The sequence below is a fragment of the Micromonospora sp. SYSU B005 genome (assembly GCF_055362685.1).
In genome coordinates, this window is the sequence record NZ_JAXCFU010000013.1 from 88008 (window position 1) to 106823 (window position 18816).

The following is an 18816-nucleotide window of genomic DNA, read 5'->3' on the forward strand; positions in this document are numbered from 1 at the left end:
CAATGCTGCTGCGCATGTCGACCCTGCTGCTCCGGACCCTGCGCGAGGACCCGGCCGACGCTGAGGTGCCGAGCCACCGGCTGCTGCTCCGCGCCGGATACGTCCGCCGGGCCGCACCGGGCGGCTACACCTGGCTACCGCTGGGCAAGCTCGTGCTGGACCGGATCACCGCGATCGTGCGGGACGAGATGACCGCGATCGGCGACCAGGAGGTGCACTTCCCGGCGCTGCTCCCGGCCGAGCCGTACCGGACCAGCGGGCGGTGGACCGAGTACGGGGACGACATCTTCACGCTCGCCGACCGCAAGGGCGCCGACCACCTGCTCGCGCCGACCCACGAGGAACTGGCCGCGCTGCTGGTGAAGGACCTGTTCACCTCGTACCGGGACTTCCCGGTGACGCTGTTCCAGATCCAGACCAAGTTCCGCGACGAGGCCCGGCCCCGGGCCGGTCTGCTGCGCGGGCGCGAGTTCCTGATGAAGGACGCCTACTCGTTCGACCTGGACGAGGCCGGGCTCCAGGCGGCGTACGACCGGCACCGGGCCGCCTACGAGCGCGTCTTCACCCGGCTCGGGCTGGACTTCGCCACCGTCCACGCGATGTCCGGCGCGATGGGCGGGTCCGCGTCGGAGGAGTTCCTGGCCGCCACGCCCGTCGGCGAGGACACGTTCGTCGGCTGCACCGCCTGCGACTACGCGGCGAACACCGAGGCGGTGGTGACCCGCGCCCCGGCCGCCGGCGACCCCGACGCGCACCCGCCCACCGAGGTGCACGACACCCCGGAGACGCCGACCATCGCCGCCCTGGTCGAGCTGGCCGAGGCCCGGAAGCTGGGCGGGCGCAGCGGCTGGACCGCCGCCGACACGTTGAAGAACGTGGTCCTCACCGTCCGCCGGCCCGGCACCGAGAAGGGCGAGCCGCTGGTGATCGGCCTGCCCGGCGACCGGGAGGTGGACCTCAAGCGGGTCGAGGCGGTGCTCGCCCCCGCCACGGTGGCGGTCTTCGAGGACTGGGACGCCCACCCCGAGTTGGTCCGCGGCTACATCGGGCCGCAGATCCTCGCCAAGCACGGCATCCGCTACCTGGTCGACCCCCGTGTGGTGCCCGGCACCACGTGGCTGACCGGCGCGAACGAGCCGGGCCGGCACGCCACCGACGTGGTGTGCGGGCGCGACTTCGTACCGGACGGCACGATCGAGGCGGCCGAGGTGCGGCCCGGGGATCCCTGCCCGGCCTGCGCCGACGGCGAGGTGACCATCCGGCGGGGCATCGAGGTCGGGCACATCTTCCAGCTCGGACGCCGGTACACAGACGCGTTCGCGGTCGACGTGCTCGGCCCCCAGGGCAAGCCGGTCCGGCCCACGATGGGCTGCTACGGCATCGGCGTGTCCCGGGCGGTCGCCGCAGTGGCCGAACAGCACCACGACGACCGAGGGCTGGTCTGGCCCGCGGCGGTCGCGCCGTGCGACGTACACCTGATCGCCGCCGGGAAGGGGCCGCAGCTCGACGCGGCGCTCGACCTCGGCGGGCGCCTCGCCGCCGCCGGCCTGCGGGTGCTTGTCGACGACCGCACGCACGTGTCCGCCGGGGTGAAGTTCACCGACGCCGAGCTGATCGGCATCCCGCGCGCCGTCGTGGTCGGCCGCCGCCTGGCCGACGGGTACGTGGAACTGCGCGACCGGGCCACCGGCGAGCGCACCGAACTGCCGGTGGAGGCCATCGTGGAGCGCCTGCGCGACGAGGTGGGCGCGACGCGCCGCGACGGGGTGTAGCGATCGCGCCACCGGGTACCGCAGACGGATCGACCGAAGCGTTCGGAGGCTCTCATGTTCCGCGTCAGTGACGTGATGACCAGGCAGGTGGTCTACCTCCCGGCGGAGACCCCGTTGGACGAGGCGGCCCGGGTGATGAAGGAGTCGGACATCGGCGACGTGGTGGTGACCGACGGCGCCACGCTCGCCGGCATGCTGACCGACCGCGACATCGTGGTCCGGGCGGTGGCCGAGCGCGCCGACCCCGGCGCCACCACCATCGGTTCGATCATCACCCGCGAGGTGGTGATGATCGAGCAGCACTGCACGGCCAACGAGGCGGCGGCGCTGATGCGCGAACGCAACATCCGCCGGGTGCTCGTGTGCGACAACGAGCGCAAGCTCGTCGGCATCGTCTCCCTCGGTGACCTCGCCATGCAGCTCGACCCCCAGTCGGCGCTCAGCGACATCAGCGAGGCCGCACCGAACGTGTGACGGGCGGGCCCCGCTCGCGTGACGCGGGGCCCCGCCCGGCACCGCCGGGTGGCGGTGCTCGGCGGCGGATAGCCTCGACCCATGCCCGAGATGCCGACCAAGCTGGCCGAGATCGTCGACGAGTTCGCCGCCGCGCCCCGCGACGTCGTCCTGGAGATGCTGCTGGAGTTCGCCGACGTGATCCCGCCCCTGCCCGAGGGTGTCAACCGGGAGGAGCTGGAGCAGGTCCCCGAGTGCCAGACCGCGTTCTTCCTGCGCGCCGAGGTGAACGCCGACAAGACGGTGAGCACTGTCTTCGACTGCCCGCCGGAGGCGCCCACGACCCGGGCGTTCGCCGGCATCCTCGCCGAAGGGCTGGCCGGGGCGAGCGCCGAGGAGGTGCTCGCCGTACCGGACGACCTCTACCAGCGGATGGGCCTGGCGCAGGCGATCAGCCCGCTGCGCGTTCGCGGCGGCACCGCCATCCTGGCCCGACTCAAGCGCCAGGTCCGGGAACAGATCTCCTGACCCGCGGGTTGTCGCTGGTCATGGACATCGAGATCTACGCCGACGTGGTCTGCCCCTGGTGCTGGATCGGCAAGCGCCGGCTGGAACAGGCTCTGGAGTCGTACGACGGCGAGGTGAACGTCCGGTTCCGGCCGTTCCAGCTGGACCCGACGCCGGTCACCGAGCCGAAGCCGCTGCTGGAGGCGCTCGGCGACAAGTTCGGCGGGCGGGACAAGGCCGAGGGCATGGCCGCGCACGTCACCGGCGTCGCCGCGGGCGCGGGCCTCGAGCTGCGGTTCGACCGGGCGGTGGCCGCGAACACGTTCGACGCGCACCGGCTGGTGCGTTTCGCCACCGAGCACGGGCGTTCCGCCGAGATGGTCGAGCGGCTCTACCGGGCGCACTTCCACGACGGCGTCGACGTCGGCTCGATCGACGCGCTCGTCACGCTGGCCGGCGAGGCCGGGCTGGACGAGGCCGAGGCGCGGCAGTACCTGGAGTCGAACCTGGGACGCCGGGAGGTCGCCGCCGACCTGAGCACCGCCCACCAGCTCGGCGTCTCCAGCGTGCCGACGTTCGTGCTGGCCAGGAAGTACGCGGTCACCGGCGCGCAGGAGCCGGAGACGCTGCTCGCCGCGCTGCGCGAGGTGGCGCAGCGCGAAGCGGCAGCCTGATGTTTCACGTGGAACAAGATCGATGCGGATGAGGACCTAGGCCGGCCGGGCCAGTTCCTCCACCACCCTCGCCCCGGGCAGCGCGCCGAGCGCCGGCCCGGGCAGGGCGATCTTGCTGTGCCGTACACCCGACCCGATGATGACGTGCGGCGTGGCGATCACCCGAGAGTCGACGAGGATCGGCCAGTCCGCCGGCAGGCCGATCGGCGTGATGCCGCCGTATTCCATGCCGCTCAGCTCGACCGCCTCGGCCATCGGCGCGAAGCTCGCCTTGCGAACGTCGAGCAGCTTACGGACCACGCCGTTCACGTCGGCGCGGGTGGTGGCGAGCACGACACAGGCCGCGTACCGGGTCTCGCCGCCGCGCTTGCCGGCGACCACCACGCAGTTCGCCGACTCCTCCAGCCCCACCCCGTACGCCTCGCAGAAGGCAGCGGTGTCGGCCAGGTCGGCGTCGATCGGGGCGACCAGCACGTCGTCCACGTCCACCGGGGCCTCGGCCGGCCACACCTGCACCGCGGCGGCGACCGGCGGGGCGAGCAGGTCGAGCCGCGTCCGGGCCGGCTCCGTCTTCAGCGTCCCCATCATGGCGCGATCCTCGCACCCGCCCGGCGGATCGACCCGCCGGACCCCGCCCGCGCCCTTCAGTTGGGATTGGTGAGGAACGCGTTCTCCTGCGCGAAGTCCCGGCTCTCGGTCGTGGTGAGCTGCCGGCGGCGGAGCGCCTCGGGACGGTTCGCCTCGGCGTCCTCGATGCCGTGCCGGACGCCGACCCGGATCACGCCGTAGAGGAAGACGAAACCGAAGACGTACAGGACCACTGTGGCGACGAAGACCAGCATGCGGTCACCGTAGGCCGGTGCGGACCCGACCGTTTCTCATCTTCCGCCGGTTCCCCCGTACGTGTCAGCGAGGTGGTCGGCCCAGGTCCGGACGCCGGTCGGCGTGGCGGTCGTGGTGAGGCCACCCGCCCGCAACTCCCGCCCGAGCCGGCCGGGGATCCGGACCGGCAGCAGCGGACGGCGTACCCGGCGGGCCGCCAGCCAGGCGCGGGCCGCGTCGTCGTAGCGCAGCACCTCCGGTCCGCCGAAGTCCTCCACCCGGTTCGACGGTCCGGCCAGCAGCAGGACCGCGAGCCGGTCCGCCACCTCACCCGGGTCGACCGGCTGGGCGAGCACCGCCCGGTCCCCGATCACCGGGCCGAGGCGGCTCGCGCCGCGCAGCAACCCGTCCAGGAACTCGGGGAACTGGGTCGCCCGCAACACGCTCCACGGCACCGGCCCGGCGGCCACCACCTGCTCGGCCGCGAGCTTGTGCCGGTAGTAGCCCAACGGCACCCGGTCGACGCCGACGATCGAGACGAAGACCAGGTGACGCACCCCGGCGTGACCTGCGGCCACCGCGAGCCGGCGGGTGCCGAGCACGTCGATGTCGTGGGTGCGCCGCCGCGGCGACGAGGCCAGGTGCAGCACCGCGTCCACCCCGGCGACCGCCTCCGCCAGCCCGGCACCGGTGGCCAGGTCGGCGGTCACCCACTCGACCCCGTCCCCGGTACGCGGCCCGCGGCTCATCGCGCGCAGCGTGAAACCCTCGTCCCGAAGCCTGGGCACCGCCACCCGCCCGAGCCGCCCGGTCGCCCCGGTCACCAGCACCCGCATCGCCACTCCTCCCACACCCGCGCAGCCGCCACACCGCGGCTCCACGATGGGACGGGACGCCGACCCGGATCGTGACAGCCACCCGCTCCCGCCCTTCCACCCCGATCCTGCGCCCCCGAGCGCCGCCCCGACCCCACTGATCGTTGTTGACCAAGGAGTTCGTGTCGGATGGAGGCTCGAAACCTGACCCGAACTCCTTGATCAACGGGGTGGGGGGCGGGGGCTGTCAGGGGGTGGGGCGGAGGACCACCCGGCCGGCCAGCAGCAGGCCCAGCAGGCCGCAGGCGGCTGCCACGGCCAGTGTGGTCGCGAAGCCGGCCGGGCCGGGGGACGCGCCGGCGGCCAGCACCGCGCCGGTGAGCGCCAGCACGGTGGCGGCGGCGAGCGAGTCGCCCAGTTGCAGCGCGGAGCTGTTGCGGCCCTGCTCGGCCGGGGCGGACTGCTCCAGGGTGAGCACCGACAGCGACGGATAGAGCAGGCCCATGCCCAGCCCGGCCACCGACCAGCTCAGCACGGCCGGCAGCACCGGCAGTCCGGGCACCAGCGCTGACGCCACGCCCGCCGTACCGATCGTGATGCAGGCCAGCCCGGCCCGGGGCAGCGTCGCCGCCGAACGGGGTGAGCCGATCCGCCCCTGGATCCACGAGCCCACCGACCAGGACAGCGCCCCGACGGTCAGCACCAGGCCGGCGCCGGTGGGCGAGAAACCGCGCTCCCGGGACAGCATCAGCGGGATCACCACCTCGGCGGCCACGAACGCCGCCGACGCCAGCGCGCGCAGCCCGATCACCGTCGGCAGTCCCCGCGCCGCGCGCAGGAACCCGGCCGGCAGCAGGTGCGGCACGCAGACGAACAGCCCGGCCAGCGCCCCGGCGATCAGGGCGGCGGCGAGCACGCCGCGCTGCTGCCCCCCGTAGTGCAGCAGTGCGGCGCTCGCCCCCGCTCCGCAGGCCCAGCCGATCCGGGCCAGCGCACCCGCCGGCGGGCGGGTCGCCACGGTGGCGGTCAGCGCCCGCAGGCCCGGCTGGACCAGCAGCGCCGCCGGGATCGCCACCGCCGGCACCGCGAGGAACACCCACCGCCAGCCCAGATGTTCCACGATCAGTCCGGCCAGCGCCGGGCCGACCAGCGACGGCACCACCCAGGCCGCGGCGAACGCGGCGAAGATCCGCCGCCGCAACTGCTCCGGGTACGCCTGACCGACGACCACGTACAGCGCCACCGAGACCAGTCCGGACCCGAAGCCCTGGACCACCCGCCCGACGACCAGCACCTCCATGGTCGTGGCGGCGCCGGCCACCACCAGCCCGGCGACGAACCAGACGACCCCGTGCCACATGGCCGGGCGCGGCCCGCGCGCGTCGCACCAGATGCCGGAGGCGACCATCGCCACCACGCCGGAGGCGAACGAACCGCCGAACGCCAGCGCGTACAGGCCGAGCCCGTCGAGGCTGCGCGCCACTGTCGGCATGGCGGTGCCCACCGCCAGCGCCTCGAACGCGAGCAGGGACACCAGGGCGACACTGCCCACGGTCATCGCCCGCAGGCGCGGCGACCAGAGGTCGACGGGTGGGTCAGCCGGTACGGCGGTGGTGCTGGTCATGGCGTTCAGCCTCGGACCTCACCCCCGGTTGAGGTCAACTGTGGCGCGCGTCTCGTCCGGCGGGAACAGCGGGGTGATGCCCGGAAACTTCTGCCGTCGGGGTGGCATGACGGACGCCGCGCCGGGAAGTCGGGCCGCCGGGACGAGACCGGGAGGCGAGATGGCGCTGGGACGGTTCGCCGGCCTCCTGCTGTCTCCTACGGTCGTACCGGAGACCGCCGCGCGTGTCGCGCGTACCGTCGGTTCGGTCCTGCCCACGGACGCCGTGCCGGCCCGGGTCAGCGAGGTGGCGGGCAGCGTCGGTACGGCGGCGGCCCGGCTGGCCCGCCTCACCGGGCTGACCAGCCGCCGCGTGTGGTCGCAGGACGGCCGCCACCACATCGAGGTGCACGGCGTCTGCCAGGACGGCGGCGACCGGCTGGCCCGCCAGGTCGAGGCGGCGCTGGAGTCGATGCCGGGCGTCACCTGGGCGCGGGTCAACGCGCCGTCCGGCCGGGTGGTGGTGGCGACCGGGGATCCGGCACCGAAGCTGCGCGACCTGATCGCCACTGTGGCGCGCGTGGAGCAGACCTGCCCGTACGAGCCGGACCCGGAGATCGAGCCGCCGCAGCCGCCCGAGGACGGACCGCGTACCGCGCGGACGTTCGGCGCGCTGCTGTCCGACGTGCTCGGGTTGAGCATCTCCGCTGCCACCCGTGTCCTGCCGCTCACTCCCATCCCCGCCGAGGTGGCCGGGCTGCTCGGCGCCGTCGACCTGCACCCGAAGCTGCACGCGCTGGCCGGCCTGGGCATCCGCGCCGACCCGCGCGCCGAGGTGCTGTTCCCGCTGGCCGAGGCCGTGGTGCAGGGCCTCACCGGCGGCTGGGCCGGCATCGTGCTGGACGGCGCGCAGCGCGTGGTGCAGTGGGGCGAAAGCGCCGCGCAACTGGCCGCGTGGCGGCGGGCCGAACCGCACCTGACCGGTGACCCGGAGCGGGCTGTGGCGCGGGTGCCGGACGGAGAGCGGCCCTGCCCGGTGCCGGACGGTCAGCCCGAGCGGTACGCCAAGCGCGTGCTCCCGGCCGGCGCGGTCGCCGGGGCGGCGGCGCTGCCGGTGCTGGGACCGAAGCGGGCCGCCGCGCTGGCGCTGTCCTCGCTGCCGAAGGCGCCCGGCTCCGGCCGCGAGGGGTACGGCGCCCAGCTCGGCCGGATGCTCGCCCGGCGCGGCGTGATCGCGATGGACCGCAGTGTGCTGCGGGAGCTGGACCGGATCGACACGGTGGTGCTCGACGCGGCGGTGCTCGGCTCGGACCGGGGTGTCCTGGCCGACCTCGCGCCGCTGGCCGACGCCGACACCGGGCAGGTCGCCGCCCGGGCGTTCGCGTTGTTCGACCCGGCCGCGCCGGACGCGGTACGCGCCGCCGACGGCTGGCGGATCGGCCCGCTGGACCGCCTCGGCGCCGACGATCCCGGGGACACCCCGGACAGCGCCCGGCTGCGCGCCGACGGTGGACGGCTGCTCGGGCTCGCCGAGAACGGCCGGCTCGCCGCCGTCCTGCGGGTCGAGCCGGAGCCCGCGCCGGGCGTGGACGCGCTGGCGTCGGCCGCCCGCCAGGCGGGCCTGCGGCTCGTGGTGGGCGGCGCGGACGACGGCCGGTACGACTTCGCGGATCTGCTCGTACCCGGTGGTGCCCGGCTCGCCGACGCGGTGCACGACCTGCAACGCGAGGGCGCGGTGGTGATGGTGGTCTCCGGTGAGCGGTCGGCACTAGCCGCCTCGGACTGCGGCCTCGGCGTGTACGGCCCGGACGACCTGCCGCCGTGGGGCGCGCACCTGCTGGTCGGTGACGACCTGCGGGTACCGGCGCTGCTCGTCGACGCCGCCGGGGTGGCCCGCCGGATGACCGCGCAGAACGTCCGGATCGCGATGGCCGGCAGCGGGCTCGGCGCGCTCGCCGCGTTCACCGCCGACCGGCGACGGCTGCCCCGCCCGACCCTGGCGGCGGTGAACGGCGCGGCGGCGCTCGCGTTCGCGCACGGCGTGGTCCGGGCGCACCGGCTGCCGGACCGGACCGGCGCACCGATGCCCGCGCTCACCGCCTGGCACCTGATGCCGGCGCAGACCGTCCTGGAACAGCTCGCCACCGACCCGTCCGGGCTGACCGAGGAGGAGGCGGCCCGCCGGCGGCGCGTCGAGGTCGGTGACGAGCACGGCCCGGCCGGGCTGCTTCGCTCGTTCGTCGAGGAGCTGTCCAACCCGCTCACCCCGGTGCTGGCCGCCGGTGCGGTGCTCTCAGCCGCGTTCGGCTCGCTGGTCGACGCCGCACTGGTCGGCGGTGTGGTGGGCGGGTCCGCGCTGGTCGGCGCCGTGCACCAGCGCAACACCGAACGCTCCCTGGCCGAGCTGCTGTCCCGCTCGGCGGTCACCGCCCGGGTGCTGCGCGACGGCGCCGAGCGGGTGGTCCCCGCCGAGGAGTTGGTACGCGGCGACGTGATCACGGTCAGTTCCGGGGACGCCGTACCGGCCGACTGCCGGGTGCTGACGAGCGACGGGCTGGAGGCGGACGAGTCGTCGTTGACCGGCGAGTCGCTGCCGGTGGCGAAGAGTCCGGAACCGGTGGTGGCGGCGGCCGTCGCCGAACGGCACTCGATGGTGTTCGAGGGCACCACTGTGGCCGCCGGGCACGGCACCGCGGTGGTGGTGGCGACCGGCGCGGAGACCGAGGCCGGGCGGAGTCTCGCGATGGCCCGGCAGGCCCCGCCGGCCAGTGGCGTGGAGGCGCGACTGGGCAAGTTGACGAGCAGCGCCGTACCCCTGGCGGCTGCCTCGGCGATCGCTGTCGCCGGGGCGGGGCTGCTTCGGGGCGTACCCCTTGCCGAGACGGCGGCGACCGCCGCGAACCTGGCCGTGGCGTCGGTGCCGGAGGGGTTGCCGTTCCTGGTCAGTGCCGCGCAGTTGGCGGCGGCGCGGCGGCTGGCCGAGCACGGCGCCCTGGTCCGCAACCCCCGGACCATCGAGGCGCTGGGCCGGGTCGACGTGCTCTGCTTCGACAAGACCGGCACGCTCACCGAGGGGAAGTTGCTGCTGGCCGGGGTGGGTACCGGTGACGGCCGGTACGCCGTGCTGGACGAACTGGACGAGCCGCTCCGGTCGACGCTGGCCGCCGCCGTGCGGGCCACCCCGGCCGCTGACGACCCGGACGAGTTGCCGCAGCAGACCGACCGGGCGGTGCGCCACGGCGCGGACGCCGCCGGGGTGGACGAGCGGACCGCTGCGGCGGGCTGGACCGCCACGGCCGGGATGCCGTTCGAGCCGTCCCGGGGCTACAGCGCCTTCGTCGGGCGCGCCGCCGACGGGCTGCTGCTGAGCGTGAAGGGCGCCCCCGAGTCGGTGCTGCCGCGCTGCGCGTCCCGGCGCACCGCCCAGGGTGACCGTCCGTTGGACGCGGCCGGTCGCGAGGAGGTGCAGGCCATGCTGGCCGGGCGGGCCGGTGCCGGGCACCGCATCCTCGCCGTGGCCGAGTGCCGGGTCTCCACCGAGCAGATCAGCGACGAGCAGGTGAACGGGCTGGTCTTCGTGGGTTTCCTGACGCTCGCCGACGGGGTGCGGGACAGCGCCCGGCCGGCGGTGGCCCGGATCCGGGCCGCGGGCGTGCACACCGTCATGATCACCGGCGACCACCCGGCCACGGCCGAGGCGATCGCCGCCACGATCAGCCCGGACGACGGCGGCCAGCGCGTCGTCACCGCCACGGACCTGGACCGGCTGGACGACGCCGCGCTCGCCGAGCGCCTGATGGCCACCGACGTGGTGGCGCGCTGCACGCCCGCGCACAAGGTACGGATAATCCAGGCGTTGCAGCGCCAGGACCGCACCGTCGCGATGACCGGTGACGGCGCCAACGACGCGCCGGCGATCCGGCTGGCAGACGTCGGCATCGCGCTCGGTCAGCGGGGCACTCCCGCCGCCCGCGCCGCCGCCGACCTGGTGGTCACCGACGACCGGCTGGAGACGATCATCGCCACGCTGGTCGAGGGACGCGCCATGTGGTCGTCCGTCCGGCACGCGCTGAGCATCCTGGTCGGCGGCAACCTCGGTGAGATCGCGTTCAGCGTGCTCAGCGCCGCCGCGACCGGCCGGTCCGCCCTGGGCGGCCGGCAACTCCTCCTGGTCAACCTGCTCACCGACCTGGCGCCGGCGCTCGCCATCGCGGTCCGCCCGCCGGCCGACGACAGCGCCGACCACCTGCTGCGGGAAGGCCCGGACTCCTCGCTCGGCGTCACCATGACCCGGGAGATCGGGCTGCGCGCGGCGGCGACCACGCTGGGCGCGACCGCCGGCTGGACGATCGCCAGGTGGACCGGCACACAGCGACGCGCCAGCACCGTCGCGCTCGCCTCGCTGATCGGCACCCAGCTCGGGCAGACCGTGCTGGCCGGCGGCACCAGCCCCAGCGTGCTCGCCGCCACCGCCGCGTCGGTGGGCGTGCTCGTGGCGGTGGTGCAGACGCCTGGTGTCAGCCACTTCTTCGGCTGCACCCCGCTCGGCCCGGTGGGCTGGACCATCGCCACCGGCTCGGCGCTCGGCGCGACGTTCGCCAACGGTGCGCTGACCAAGCTGGTCGACCGCCTGCCGCAGCCCGGTTCTTAGTGCCAGGTGGCGGCGGCCCGGCGCAGCCTGTCGTTTATCGCGCGGCCCACGCCGGTCTCCGGCACCGGCTCGGCGACGATCTCGGTCACCCCTGCTGCGTCGAGCCGGTGCAGCGCGTCGAACAGGCGCGCCGCCGCCGCCGTCACGTCGCCGTCCGGCGACAGCACCTCCACCGCCGCCCAGTCGCCGTCCGCCGGTGGCTCCCGGAAGGCCAGGAAGCCCCGCCGGCCGCCGCCGGGCTCGGTCGCCGCGCCCAACCGCAAGGGGGTACGCGGGGCGTAGTGCGCGGCGAGCGTCCCGGGCGCGACCGGCTGACCGGAGCTGCCCTGGCGCACCTCGACCGGGCCGACCGCCTCGACGATCGCCTCGACCGGCAGCGCGCCCAGCCGCAGCACCACCGGCCGGTCGCCGCGCGCGTCCACGATCGTCGACTCGATGCCGCACCGGGTGGGCCCGCCGTCGAGCACCAGGTCCACCGCGCCACCCAGCCCGGCCACCACGTGCTCGGCCCGGGTGGGGCTGAGCTGGCCGAACCGGTTCGCGCTCGGCGCCGCCACCGGCACGCCGGCCGCCGCGATCAGCGCCCGCGCCGACGGTTCGTCCGGTACGCGTACCGCCATCGTGTCCAGGCCGGAGGTGACGATCGGCGGGATGATCTCCGGCCGGTCCACGATCAGGGTGAGCGGGCCCGGCCAGAACCGCTTCGCCAGCTCGGCCACCGCCGCGGGCACCTCGCCCACGAGCGCGGCCAGGTCGGCGGCGTCGGCCAGGTGGCTGATCAGCGGGTCGAAGCTGGGCCGGGCCTTCGCCTCGAAGATCCGGGCGGCGGCCCGGGCGTCGAGCGCGTTGGCGCCCAGCCCGTAGACCGTCTCGGTGGGGAAGGCGACCAGCCCGCCGGCGCGCAGGACGGCGGCTGCCTCGTCGATGCCGCGCTCGGCCGGCAGGACGCGCGGGGATCCGGTGCTCACGCTTCCGACGCTAGCCTGCCCGGTTCGCCGCACCGGCAAGACCCTGCCGTCGCGTGGCGGGGCCGTCAGTCGCGCCTGTCGGTGGCGGGGTCCGTGTCCGGCAGCGTGGGCGCGTCGGTGGGGTAGAGGCCGGCGGCGAAGCCGTACACCTGGTCGCCGGCGCGGGGGATCTGCGCGAACCGCCGGGCCAGCGCCTGCACCTCCGCCCAGAACTCGCGGACGTCCTCGATCGGGATGCGCGCGTGCACGAGGGTGCACCGCAGCTCGTCGGCGGCGTGTGCGGCAGCCGCTTCGGCTGCCGCCTCGGCGAGCCCGTTGATCCGGGACACCACCTGCTTGTCCTCGGCCCGGCTGAGCGCGCCGACGTAGTAGGTGCGGGCCACCCGCCCGTAGAACCGCTCCTCGATGGCGCGTACGCGGCGGGTCCGCACCACGCGCAGCAGACCGGCGTCCACCAGCTGGTTCACGTGGTACGCCACGCTGCTCTTCGGCCGGTCGACCGCGCGGGCCATCTCGTTCACGGTGGCGGCACGCTCCAGGAGCAGTTCGAGCAGCGTGCTCCGCAGCGGGTCGGCGAGCGCACGCAACTGCTCCGGAGCGGTGACCACAAGTAGGTCGTCGAGGTCGTAGTCCGGGATTCGCTCATTGACCGACATTTCTCGACCGTTCTAAGATTCTGGTTCGTTCGATAACTCTGGTCTGACAACTCAGGAGTGTAGTGATGGCCGAGATCGTGCTCTTCCACCACATTCAAGGGCTCACGGACGGCGTCCGCGCGCTCGCCGACTCCCTCCGGTCCGGCGGGCACACCGTCCACGTCCCCGACTTCTTCGACGGCGAACGGCCGGCCACCATCTCCGACGGCGCCGCGCTGATCAAGCGGATCGGCGGCGACGTCCTCGACCAGCGCGCCGACGCGTACGTCGCCGGCCTGCCCGCCGGCCTCGTCTACGCGGGCGTCTCCTGGGGCGCCGCCATCGCCCAGCGGCTCGCCCAGACCCGGGCCGGCGCCCGGGCCGCCCTGCTCTACGAGGCCTGCCTGCCGGTGACCGGCGAATGGGCGATCGGCCCCTGGCCCGACGGGGTGGCGGTGCAGGTGCACGGCATGGAACAGGACCCGTTCTTCGGGCTCGAAGGCGACGTGGACGCCGCGCGCGAGCTGGTGTCGATCGTCGGTCCCGAACGCGGCGAGCTGTACGTCTACCCCGGCGACCGGCACCTGTTCACCGACAGTTCGCTGCCCTCGTACGACGCCGAGGCCACAGCGCTGGTGGTGAGCCGCAGCCGCGAGCTGCTCGACCGGCTCGGCTGACGCCTACTCGTCACCGCGCAGCCGCGCCAACGCCGCCGCGTACTCGGCGTCGGTCAGCACTCCACGCTCGTACTGCCTGGTCAACGCGTGGATGTCACGCCGCTTCGCGGCGCTCGGAGCGGGTCGCCGAATCTGCTCCGGCGGATCCGGACGGTCGGCGCGGACCGGATCCGGCGCCGGGCTCGCCGGCGCGCGCTGCTCCGCCGGCCGGGCGTCGCGGTGGCACTCCCGCAGGGTCGCGAGGATCTCGTCGTAGTGCTCCGGCCAGGTGACCAGCCGGGTCAGCTCCAGGCGGAACGGCCGGACGATGGCGCCGGACTGGATCGGCGTCTGCACCGGCTCGCCGTCGATCCGCTCGATGACGATCGCGTCGCGTCCCATGTCCAGACCCGCTATCGAAGCCGTACCGCTGTGGATCTCCACGACCGACGCCCACGGCACTGTGGTCGTGCGGAGCAGCGAGCGCGAGCGTACGCCGACGGGGCTCACCCAAACGCCGAGCATCGCGCGGCGGACCGCGACGGCGAGGACGCCGGCGTTCCACACTCCGAGGAACACCGCCTCCCGTTCCAGGAAACTGCCGCTGCGGATCCCGAACACGATGAGCACGAAGAAGCCGACCGCCAGCCCCGCCACGACCATGGAGTCGGAGGTGGCCAGGTCCAGCGAGTACGGGCGCCGCCACACCGTCATGCCGCCAGGGTGACCGATCGTGTCCAGCGGTTCCGCGCGGAGTCAACGCCCGGCTACCGGTACTGTGCGATCTGGATCAGGTTGCCGCAGGTGTCGTCGAACACCGCTGTGATCACCGGGCCCATGTCGACCGGCTCCTGGGTGAACAGCACGCCGAGGCCCCGCAGCCGGTCGTGCTCGGCGGCCACGTCGTCCACCGCGAACTGCGTCAGCGGGATGCCGTCGGCCGCGAGCGCCTCCTTGAACGCCTTGGCGGCCGGGTGCGCGTCGGGTTCCAGCAGCAGCTCGACACCGTCCGGGGCGTCCGGCGAGACCACGGTCAGCCAGCGGTACTCCCCGGTCGGCACGTCTGTCTTCTTCACGAAGCCCAGCACCTCGGTGTAGAAGCGCAGGGCCTTCTCCTGGTCGTCGACGTACACGCTGGTGAGGTTGATTCTCATGGGTTCTCCTGAGTGGGTGCGTCGGACCTGAGCCATCGCTCGGTGATGGACCGCAGCGGCCGGGTGTCGAGGTGGTGGAACTTGTAGCGGCCCTGCCGCCGCGTGACGATCAGGCCGGCGGCCTCCAGGACGTCGAGGTGCTGGGAGATCGCCTGCCGGGACGAACCGACCTGGTGCTTCGTGGCCAGCCGGCCACAGATCTCGAACAGGGTCTGACCATCGCGCTCGGTCAGCTCGTCGAGGATCAGGCGGCGGGTGGGATCGGCCAGCGCCTGGTAAAGATCGCCCACGTCACCCACCATAGGCAAGTAACGGCTTGCCTATCAAGGGGTTGCCGCAATCGGAGGACGTCATGCCCGGATACATCCTCACCGGCGCTCCCGGCTCCGGTAAGACAGCGATCCTGCGCCACCTGGAGATCGACGGCCATCCCGTCGTGGAAGAGGCCGCGACCGACGTGATCGCGCTGCGTCAGGCGCTCGGGCGACCCGAGCCGTGGCGTGAACCGGACTTCGCCGAGCGGGTGCTGGATCTCCAGCGGAGGCGTCGGCGCCGAGCCGAGACGTTCGGCGGCGACGTGGTGTTCCACGACCGCTCACCGGTCTGCACGCTCGCGTTGTGCCGCCACCTGGGGTTGACGCCGCCGTCCGCCCTGCTCGACGAGATCGCGGGCATGACCGCGGAACGGACCGTCTTCTTCGTCCGGAATCAGGGCTTCGTCGAGGCGACCGCGGCCCGGCGGATCAGCTTCGAGGAGTCGCTCGTCTTCGAGCGGGTCCACGAACTGACGTACCGCGAGGCGGGGTTCGACCTCGTCGACGTGCCGGCGGGACCGCTCGCGACCCGGGTGGCGGCGATAAAGCAGACGGTCGATCGACTGCGCGCGGCTAGGGTGCGGACATGACCTTCCGCGTTGTCTCGCCGCCACCGGTCACCCGGTAACGACGCCGTTCACCGAACCCGGCTCCCGCACCCAGAGCCCGGGTCCGTTCGCGGTGCCCGGGCGGCGACGACAACGGAGAAATCACGTGCGCACGATTGTGCCCCCGACCGTGGGGCGAGGAACCCTGTACATCCTCATGGCGGCGATCGCCTGGGGCACCGGCGGCGCCGCGGCAGCCGTCCTCTACGACACCAGCGGATTGGGCCCGGTCGCCGTCTCGTTCTGGCGGTTCGCCGGCGGCGTCCTGCTGCTCGCCGCCGGCCACCTGACACTGCGGCGACCGTCCGGCTTCGTCCACGCTCCGTCGCGCCACCGGTGGCGGCAGGTCGTGACGACGGGCGTGGGTCTGGCCGTCTACCAGACGGCGTACTTCGCCGCAGTGGGGTACGCCGGCCTGGCCGTCGCCACCATGGTCACCCTCGGCGCCGGGCCGATCCTCATCGCCCTCGGCTCCCGCCTGACCCTCGGCGAGCGACTCGGCCGGGCGGGCGGAGTCGCCGTCGCGACAGCACTCGTCGGTCTGGTCCTGCTGCTGGGCGGTGGTAGCGCCGGCAGCGCCCCGGCACCGGCGCTGGGCCTGGCCTGCGCGCTGCTGTCCGCGGGCGGGTACGCAGCCGTCACCGTGCTCAACCGGAAGCTCGGCCGGGACGGCGGCGGGCAGACGTCGCTCCTGGGCGGATTCGCCGTCGGGATGATCTGCCTGCTGCCCCTGGCCCTGCTCGAAGGGATCCTGTCCACATCCGGTGACACCCGCCGGACGGTGGGCCTGCTCGCCTTCCTCGCCGTGGCGCCCACCGCCGTGGCGTACACCCTGTTCTTCGCCGGTCTGGCCTCGGTCCGGGCGACCACCGCGTCGGTCATCGCGCTCGTCGAGCCGGTGACCGCGGCGCTCATCGCGGTGCTGCTGCTGGACGAACGGCTCACCGTGACCGCCGTTCTCGGGTCGGCCGTGCTGCTCGCCGCGGTTGTCGCGCTGATGCTCGGCGAACCCGGACCGGCGCCGTCATCGACTGCGGTGCGCAGGGACCGTGACGCCGACGCACGGAACCGCCGCCGGCCTCGACGAGCGGGTCCATAATCCGGATCACGTTCTGTACCGATCGGTAAGTCACCCCCGGACCCCGACAACCGACCAGTCCCTCTACGAGCGGGGCGCCATCGGCGAGATACGCGACGACGCCGGCAGTCCGCTCTACCCCGCCGGTCTCACCGAGTTGCTCCACGAAGAAATCCGTTGTCGTCGGTCGTGCCGTACGCCGACCATGGCCGCTGTGAGCCGAAGCCTCCGAACGGACCCCCGATCCCGCCAGGCGCTTCGGCGCGCGCCCCGGCTCGACCGGGTGCGGATCCACGTTCACGCACCGCGACCCGGATTCGCGCACCCGGCAGGCGGACGAGACGTTCGCGACGTGCTGGAAGCCATCGGACCCTGGGCGTGGTACGGGTTGCGCGCCGTCGAGCTGCGGCAGACCGAGGACCTCCGGCCCGGATTCGTCGTCTACGGCAGGACCCGGGTGCCAGGCGAGATCTTCCTGTACGAGCAACCGCTATCGGAAACCGTATCGTTGCGCGACTTCATGCGATTCGACGTGCTGCTGCACGAGCTCGGACATCACGTGCTCCAACACCGCAGCCGAAAGGTCGGACGCATACAACGCCGATCAGATCATGAACGGTTCGCCGAAGCCTTCGCCGAGCGATGGAAGCCGAGTGTCCAGGCTGTACTCGAAACAGTCGCTGATGATCAGGCGACGTGATGTGGTGGAGCCCAGGGGACTCGAACCCCTAACCCCTGCCTTGCAAAGGCAGTGCTCTGCCAGTTGAGCTAGGGCCCCGTGACGGCGTCAGCGCAGGTCGGGCGCCGTGGTCGCCTCGTGCCACAGGGCGCGCTCGTCGTTCGAGGCCTTGACCTTCTTGGCCACGACGGCGGCCACACCGACGATGCCGGCCAGGATCAGGAGCTTCTTGAACATGTGCTTGACCCCTCGCGCTCGACTGTCGTCGGACGATGTGCGGTGGGGCTAGCTGGAATCGAACCAGCGACCTCAGAGTTATCAGCTCTGCGCTCTAACCGACTGAGCTATAGCCCCGCGTAGCGACGAGCTAGGTTAACCCATCGCCTCCACCGCGCCCAAATCGGGGGTACGTAGTGGAAGCGCCCGCGCCATCTCGAACCTACCCGGACGTACGACGCCGGGGCGACCGCTTTACGCGGTGCCCCGGCGTCGGTCGATCAGTCCCGCTCGGCGAGCGTCAGCTCGATGCCGCCGACCAGGTCGGCGCAGACGTTGTAGACGAACGCGCTGAGCGTCGCCAGCGCGGTGAACAGCACGACGTTCACCAGGCCGATCAGCGACGACGTCAGGATCACGCCCTTCGCGGTGATCCGGAAGCCACCGCCGCCCTGGCCGCCACCGGCGTTCACCAGGTCGGTCAGGCTGTCGTTGACGCTCTTGAACACACCCATCGCGTCGAGCGCCAGGTAGAGCACCGACGTCGCCACGACGACCACGATGAAGAGCACCACGGACACCGCGAAGGCGAACTTCATCACCGACCACGGGTCGATCCGCTTCAGGTTCAGCCGGGCCCGTCGCGGTCCGCGCGACGCGGCCGAGCTGACCGAGGTACGCGCGGCGCGTACCGCCTCACCCACGCGCGCGGCGCCGACTGCCGCCGCGCCGCTGATGCCCGGCGGCAGGCCGCCGCCGTTCGCGGGCCGGGACTGGGCGTTCGCGGCGCCGCCCGGGCGCGAGCCGTCGGGCGACGCCTTCGGGGCGGTACCCAGGCCGGCGCCGATCCGCGGCTGCGTGCCGGTCGTACCGGTGGAAGCCCGGCCGGCGGCCGACGGCGCCTTGATCGGCTGGGTGCTCGTGGCGTTCGTGGGCTTGCCGGCCGGGGCGGCCAGACCGTCGGCCGACGTCGGCGCGTCGACCTTGGTCTCGGCCGAGTCCCGGGAACCGGAGTCCTCGGCCGGCTTGTCCGGAGGCGGGGTCATGCCGGGAGCCCGGGTGAACTTCGGGGCAGGCGCGTCGGCGGGAACCGTGGCCCGGCCCACAGCCGCGCGGCCGGTCGCTGGTGTGCCGCCCTGCGCGGCCTCCTCGTCGACCGGAGTGGCCGAGGTCCCCTTGTTCCCCGACTTCGCCTGTGTCTCCGTCATCAA

At 73.6% G+C, this 18816-nt stretch carries 20 protein-coding genes and 2 tRNA genes; 9 read left to right on the plus strand and 13 right to left on the minus strand.

What is annotated here, in order from left to right:
- Window positions 1-2 precede the first annotated feature (2 nt).
- The 4 genes from SM452_RS24815 to SM452_RS24830 all read left to right on the plus strand — a co-directional run bounded on the left by SM452_RS24815 (window position 3) and on the right by SM452_RS24830 (window position 3406).
- A complete protein-coding gene (locus SM452_RS24815) occupies window positions 3-1772 on the plus strand; it encodes a proline--tRNA ligase (protein ID WP_355509535.1) in 1770 nt (589 codons plus the stop codon).
- Window positions 1773-1826: 54 nt separating this feature from the next.
- Entirely contained in the window at window positions 1827-2246 is a 420-nt protein-coding gene (locus SM452_RS24820) for a CBS domain-containing protein (RefSeq protein ID WP_262012889.1), read from the plus strand.
- Window positions 2247-2327: 81 nt separating this feature from the next.
- Window positions 2328-2753, plus strand: a complete 426-nt coding sequence (locus SM452_RS24825; protein WP_013283255.1) for a SufE family protein — start codon at window positions 2328-2330, stop codon at window positions 2751-2753.
- A gap of 20 nt (window positions 2754-2773) precedes the next feature.
- Window positions 2774-3406 (plus strand): DsbA family oxidoreductase, encoded by a 633-nt coding sequence (locus SM452_RS24830; RefSeq protein WP_463840808.1) that lies wholly within the window; start codon window positions 2774-2776, stop codon window positions 3404-3406.
- Window positions 3407-3442: 36 nt separating this feature from the next.
- Here SM452_RS24830 and SM452_RS24835 read toward each other — a convergent pair whose 3' ends face one another.
- From SM452_RS24835 to SM452_RS24850, 4 genes are all read right to left on the minus strand, one after another.
- Entirely contained in the window at window positions 3443-3991 is a 549-nt protein-coding gene (locus tag SM452_RS24835; protein ID WP_463840821.1) for a YbaK/EbsC family protein, read from the minus strand.
- A gap of 59 nt (window positions 3992-4050) precedes the next feature.
- Complete coding sequence (locus SM452_RS24840) at window positions 4051-4248, minus strand: hypothetical protein (protein WP_355509530.1); 198 nt, start codon at window positions 4246-4248, stop codon at window positions 4051-4053.
- A 36-nt stretch (window positions 4249-4284) separates the two neighbouring features.
- Window positions 4285-5064, minus strand: coding sequence for an SDR family oxidoreductase (locus SM452_RS24845; RefSeq protein WP_262012890.1), 780 nt, complete (start codon window positions 5062-5064; stop codon window positions 4285-4287).
- A gap of 226 nt (window positions 5065-5290) precedes the next feature.
- Window positions 5291-6667, minus strand: a complete 1377-nt coding sequence (locus SM452_RS24850; protein WP_030269581.1) for an MFS transporter — start codon at window positions 6665-6667, stop codon at window positions 5291-5293.
- 160 nt (window positions 6668-6827) lie between these two features.
- Between SM452_RS24850 and SM452_RS24855 the strand changes: the two genes are divergently transcribed.
- Window positions 6828-11297, plus strand: coding sequence for a cation-translocating P-type ATPase (locus SM452_RS24855; RefSeq protein WP_463840809.1), 4470 nt, complete (start codon window positions 6828-6830; stop codon window positions 11295-11297).
- Here the strand turns inward: SM452_RS24855 and SM452_RS24860 are convergent.
- Window positions 11294-12241: an L-threonylcarbamoyladenylate synthase gene (locus SM452_RS24860; RefSeq protein ID WP_262013023.1), complete on the minus strand. Its 948-nt coding sequence runs from the start codon at window positions 12239-12241 to the stop codon at window positions 11294-11296. The two genes, SM452_RS24855 and SM452_RS24860, sit on opposite strands and share 4 nt — an antisense overlap.
- A gap of 89 nt (window positions 12242-12330) precedes the next feature.
- Window positions 12331-12921 carry a winged helix-turn-helix domain-containing protein gene (locus SM452_RS24865; protein WP_262012893.1) on the minus strand — a complete coding sequence of 197 codons (591 nt, stop codon included), beginning with the start codon at window positions 12919-12921 and terminating at the stop codon, window positions 12331-12333.
- 65 nt (window positions 12922-12986) lie between these two features.
- Between SM452_RS24865 and SM452_RS24870 the strand changes: the two genes are divergently transcribed.
- The gene (locus tag SM452_RS24870; RefSeq protein WP_355509523.1) at window positions 12987-13577 is read left to right on the plus strand and encodes a dienelactone hydrolase family protein; all 591 of its coding nucleotides are present in this window, start codon (window positions 12987-12989) and stop codon (window positions 13575-13577) included.
- Window positions 13578-13580: 3 nt separating this feature from the next.
- On the opposite strand, the gene SM452_RS24875 is transcribed toward SM452_RS24870, so the two are convergent.
- The 3 genes from SM452_RS24875 to SM452_RS24885 are packed head-to-tail and all read right to left on the minus strand — an operon-like array spanning window position 13581 to window position 15012.
- Window positions 13581-14270: a PH domain-containing protein gene (locus SM452_RS24875; protein ID WP_463840810.1), complete on the minus strand. Its 690-nt coding sequence runs from the start codon at window positions 14268-14270 to the stop codon at window positions 13581-13583.
- A 53-nt stretch (window positions 14271-14323) separates the two neighbouring features.
- Complete coding sequence (locus tag SM452_RS24880; protein ID WP_355509521.1) at window positions 14324-14710, minus strand: VOC family protein; 387 nt, start codon at window positions 14708-14710, stop codon at window positions 14324-14326.
- Window positions 14707-15012 carry an ArsR/SmtB family transcription factor gene (locus SM452_RS24885; protein WP_013283242.1) on the minus strand — a complete coding sequence of 102 codons (306 nt, stop codon included), beginning with the start codon at window positions 15010-15012 and terminating at the stop codon, window positions 14707-14709. Before SM452_RS24885 ends, SM452_RS24880 begins: the two co-directional genes overlap by 4 nt.
- Window positions 15013-15062: 50 nt before the next feature.
- On the opposite strand from SM452_RS24885, the gene SM452_RS24890 reads away from it, so the two are divergent.
- The 3 genes from SM452_RS24890 (at window position 15063) to SM452_RS24900 (ending at window position 17410) form a co-directional block, all read left to right on the plus strand.
- Window positions 15063-15614: an AAA family ATPase gene (locus SM452_RS24890; RefSeq protein ID WP_262012897.1), complete on the plus strand. Its 552-nt coding sequence runs from the start codon at window positions 15063-15065 to the stop codon at window positions 15612-15614.
- Window positions 15615-15738: 124 nt separating this feature from the next.
- Complete coding sequence (locus SM452_RS24895) at window positions 15739-16731, plus strand: DMT family transporter (protein WP_262012898.1); 993 nt, start codon at window positions 15739-15741, stop codon at window positions 16729-16731.
- A 331-nt stretch (window positions 16732-17062) separates the two neighbouring features.
- Window positions 17063-17410 carry an ImmA/IrrE family metallo-endopeptidase gene (locus tag SM452_RS24900; protein WP_463840811.1) on the plus strand — a complete coding sequence of 116 codons (348 nt, stop codon included), beginning with the start codon at window positions 17063-17065 and terminating at the stop codon, window positions 17408-17410.
- 2 nt (window positions 17411-17412) lie between these two features.
- On the opposite strand, the gene SM452_RS24905 is transcribed toward SM452_RS24900, so the two are convergent.
- The 4 genes from SM452_RS24905 to SM452_RS24920 all read right to left on the minus strand — a co-directional run bounded on the left by SM452_RS24905 (window position 17413) and on the right by SM452_RS24920 (window position 18813).
- Window positions 17413-17488, minus strand: a tRNA-Ala gene (locus SM452_RS24905).
- A gap of 9 nt (window positions 17489-17497) precedes the next feature.
- Window positions 17498-17626, minus strand: coding sequence for a DLW-39 family protein (locus SM452_RS24910; protein ID WP_013283222.1), 129 nt, complete (start codon window positions 17624-17626; stop codon window positions 17498-17500).
- A 43-nt stretch (window positions 17627-17669) separates the two neighbouring features.
- Window positions 17670-17743: transfer RNA gene (locus tag SM452_RS24915), tRNA-Ile, on the minus strand.
- Window positions 17744-17886: 143 nt separating this feature from the next.
- Window positions 17887-18813 carry a DUF3566 domain-containing protein gene (locus tag SM452_RS24920; RefSeq protein WP_262012900.1) on the minus strand — a complete coding sequence of 309 codons (927 nt, stop codon included), beginning with the start codon at window positions 18811-18813 and terminating at the stop codon, window positions 17887-17889.
- Between the last annotated feature and the right edge of the window lie 3 nt (window positions 18814-18816).

Bases quoted from the DNA above. Each gene is read 5' to 3' on its own strand.
- SM452_RS24815 (WP_355509535.1), top strand. From the start codon at position 3: ATGCTGCTGCGCATGTCGACCCTGCTGCTCCGGACCCTGCGCGAGGAC.
- SM452_RS24820 (WP_262012889.1), top strand. From the start codon at position 1,827: ATGTTCCGCGTCAGTGACGTGATGACCAGGCAGGTGGTCTACCTCCCG.
- SM452_RS24825 (WP_013283255.1), top strand. From the start codon at position 2,328: ATGCCCGAGATGCCGACCAAGCTGGCCGAGATCGTCGACGAGTTCGCC.
- SM452_RS24830 (WP_463840808.1), top strand. From the start codon at position 2,774: ATGGACATCGAGATCTACGCCGACGTGGTCTGCCCCTGGTGCTGGATC.
- SM452_RS24835 (WP_463840821.1), bottom strand. From the start codon at position 3,991: ATGGGGACGCTGAAGACGGAGCCGGCCCGGACGCGGCTCGACCTGCTC.
- SM452_RS24840 (WP_355509530.1), bottom strand. From the start codon at position 4,248: ATGCTGGTCTTCGTCGCCACAGTGGTCCTGTACGTCTTCGGTTTCGTC.
- SM452_RS24845 (WP_262012890.1), bottom strand. From the start codon at position 5,064: ATGCGGGTGCTGGTGACCGGGGCGACCGGGCGGCTCGGGCGGGTGGCG.
- SM452_RS24850 (WP_030269581.1), bottom strand. From the start codon at position 6,667: ATGACCAGCACCACCGCCGTACCGGCTGACCCACCCGTCGACCTCTGG.
- SM452_RS24855 (WP_463840809.1), top strand. From the start codon at position 6,828: ATGGCGCTGGGACGGTTCGCCGGCCTCCTGCTGTCTCCTACGGTCGTA.
- SM452_RS24865 (WP_262012893.1), bottom strand. From the start codon at position 12,921: ATGTCGGTCAATGAGCGAATCCCGGACTACGACCTCGACGACCTACTT.
- SM452_RS24870 (WP_355509523.1), top strand. From the start codon at position 12,987: ATGGCCGAGATCGTGCTCTTCCACCACATTCAAGGGCTCACGGACGGC.
- SM452_RS24875 (WP_463840810.1), bottom strand. From the start codon at position 14,270: ATGACGGTGTGGCGGCGCCCGTACTCGCTGGACCTGGCCACCTCCGAC.
- SM452_RS24880 (WP_355509521.1), bottom strand. From the start codon at position 14,710: ATGAGAATCAACCTCACCAGCGTGTACGTCGACGACCAGGAGAAGGCC.
- SM452_RS24885 (WP_013283242.1), bottom strand. From the start codon at position 15,012: ATGGTGGGTGACGTGGGCGATCTTTACCAGGCGCTGGCCGATCCCACC.
- SM452_RS24890 (WP_262012897.1), top strand. From the start codon at position 15,063: ATGCCCGGATACATCCTCACCGGCGCTCCCGGCTCCGGTAAGACAGCG.
- SM452_RS24910 (WP_013283222.1), bottom strand. From the start codon at position 17,626: ATGTTCAAGAAGCTCCTGATCCTGGCCGGCATCGTCGGTGTGGCCGCC.
- SM452_RS24920 (WP_262012900.1), bottom strand. From the start codon at position 18,813: ATGACGGAGACACAGGCGAAGTCGGGGAACAAGGGGACCTCGGCCACT.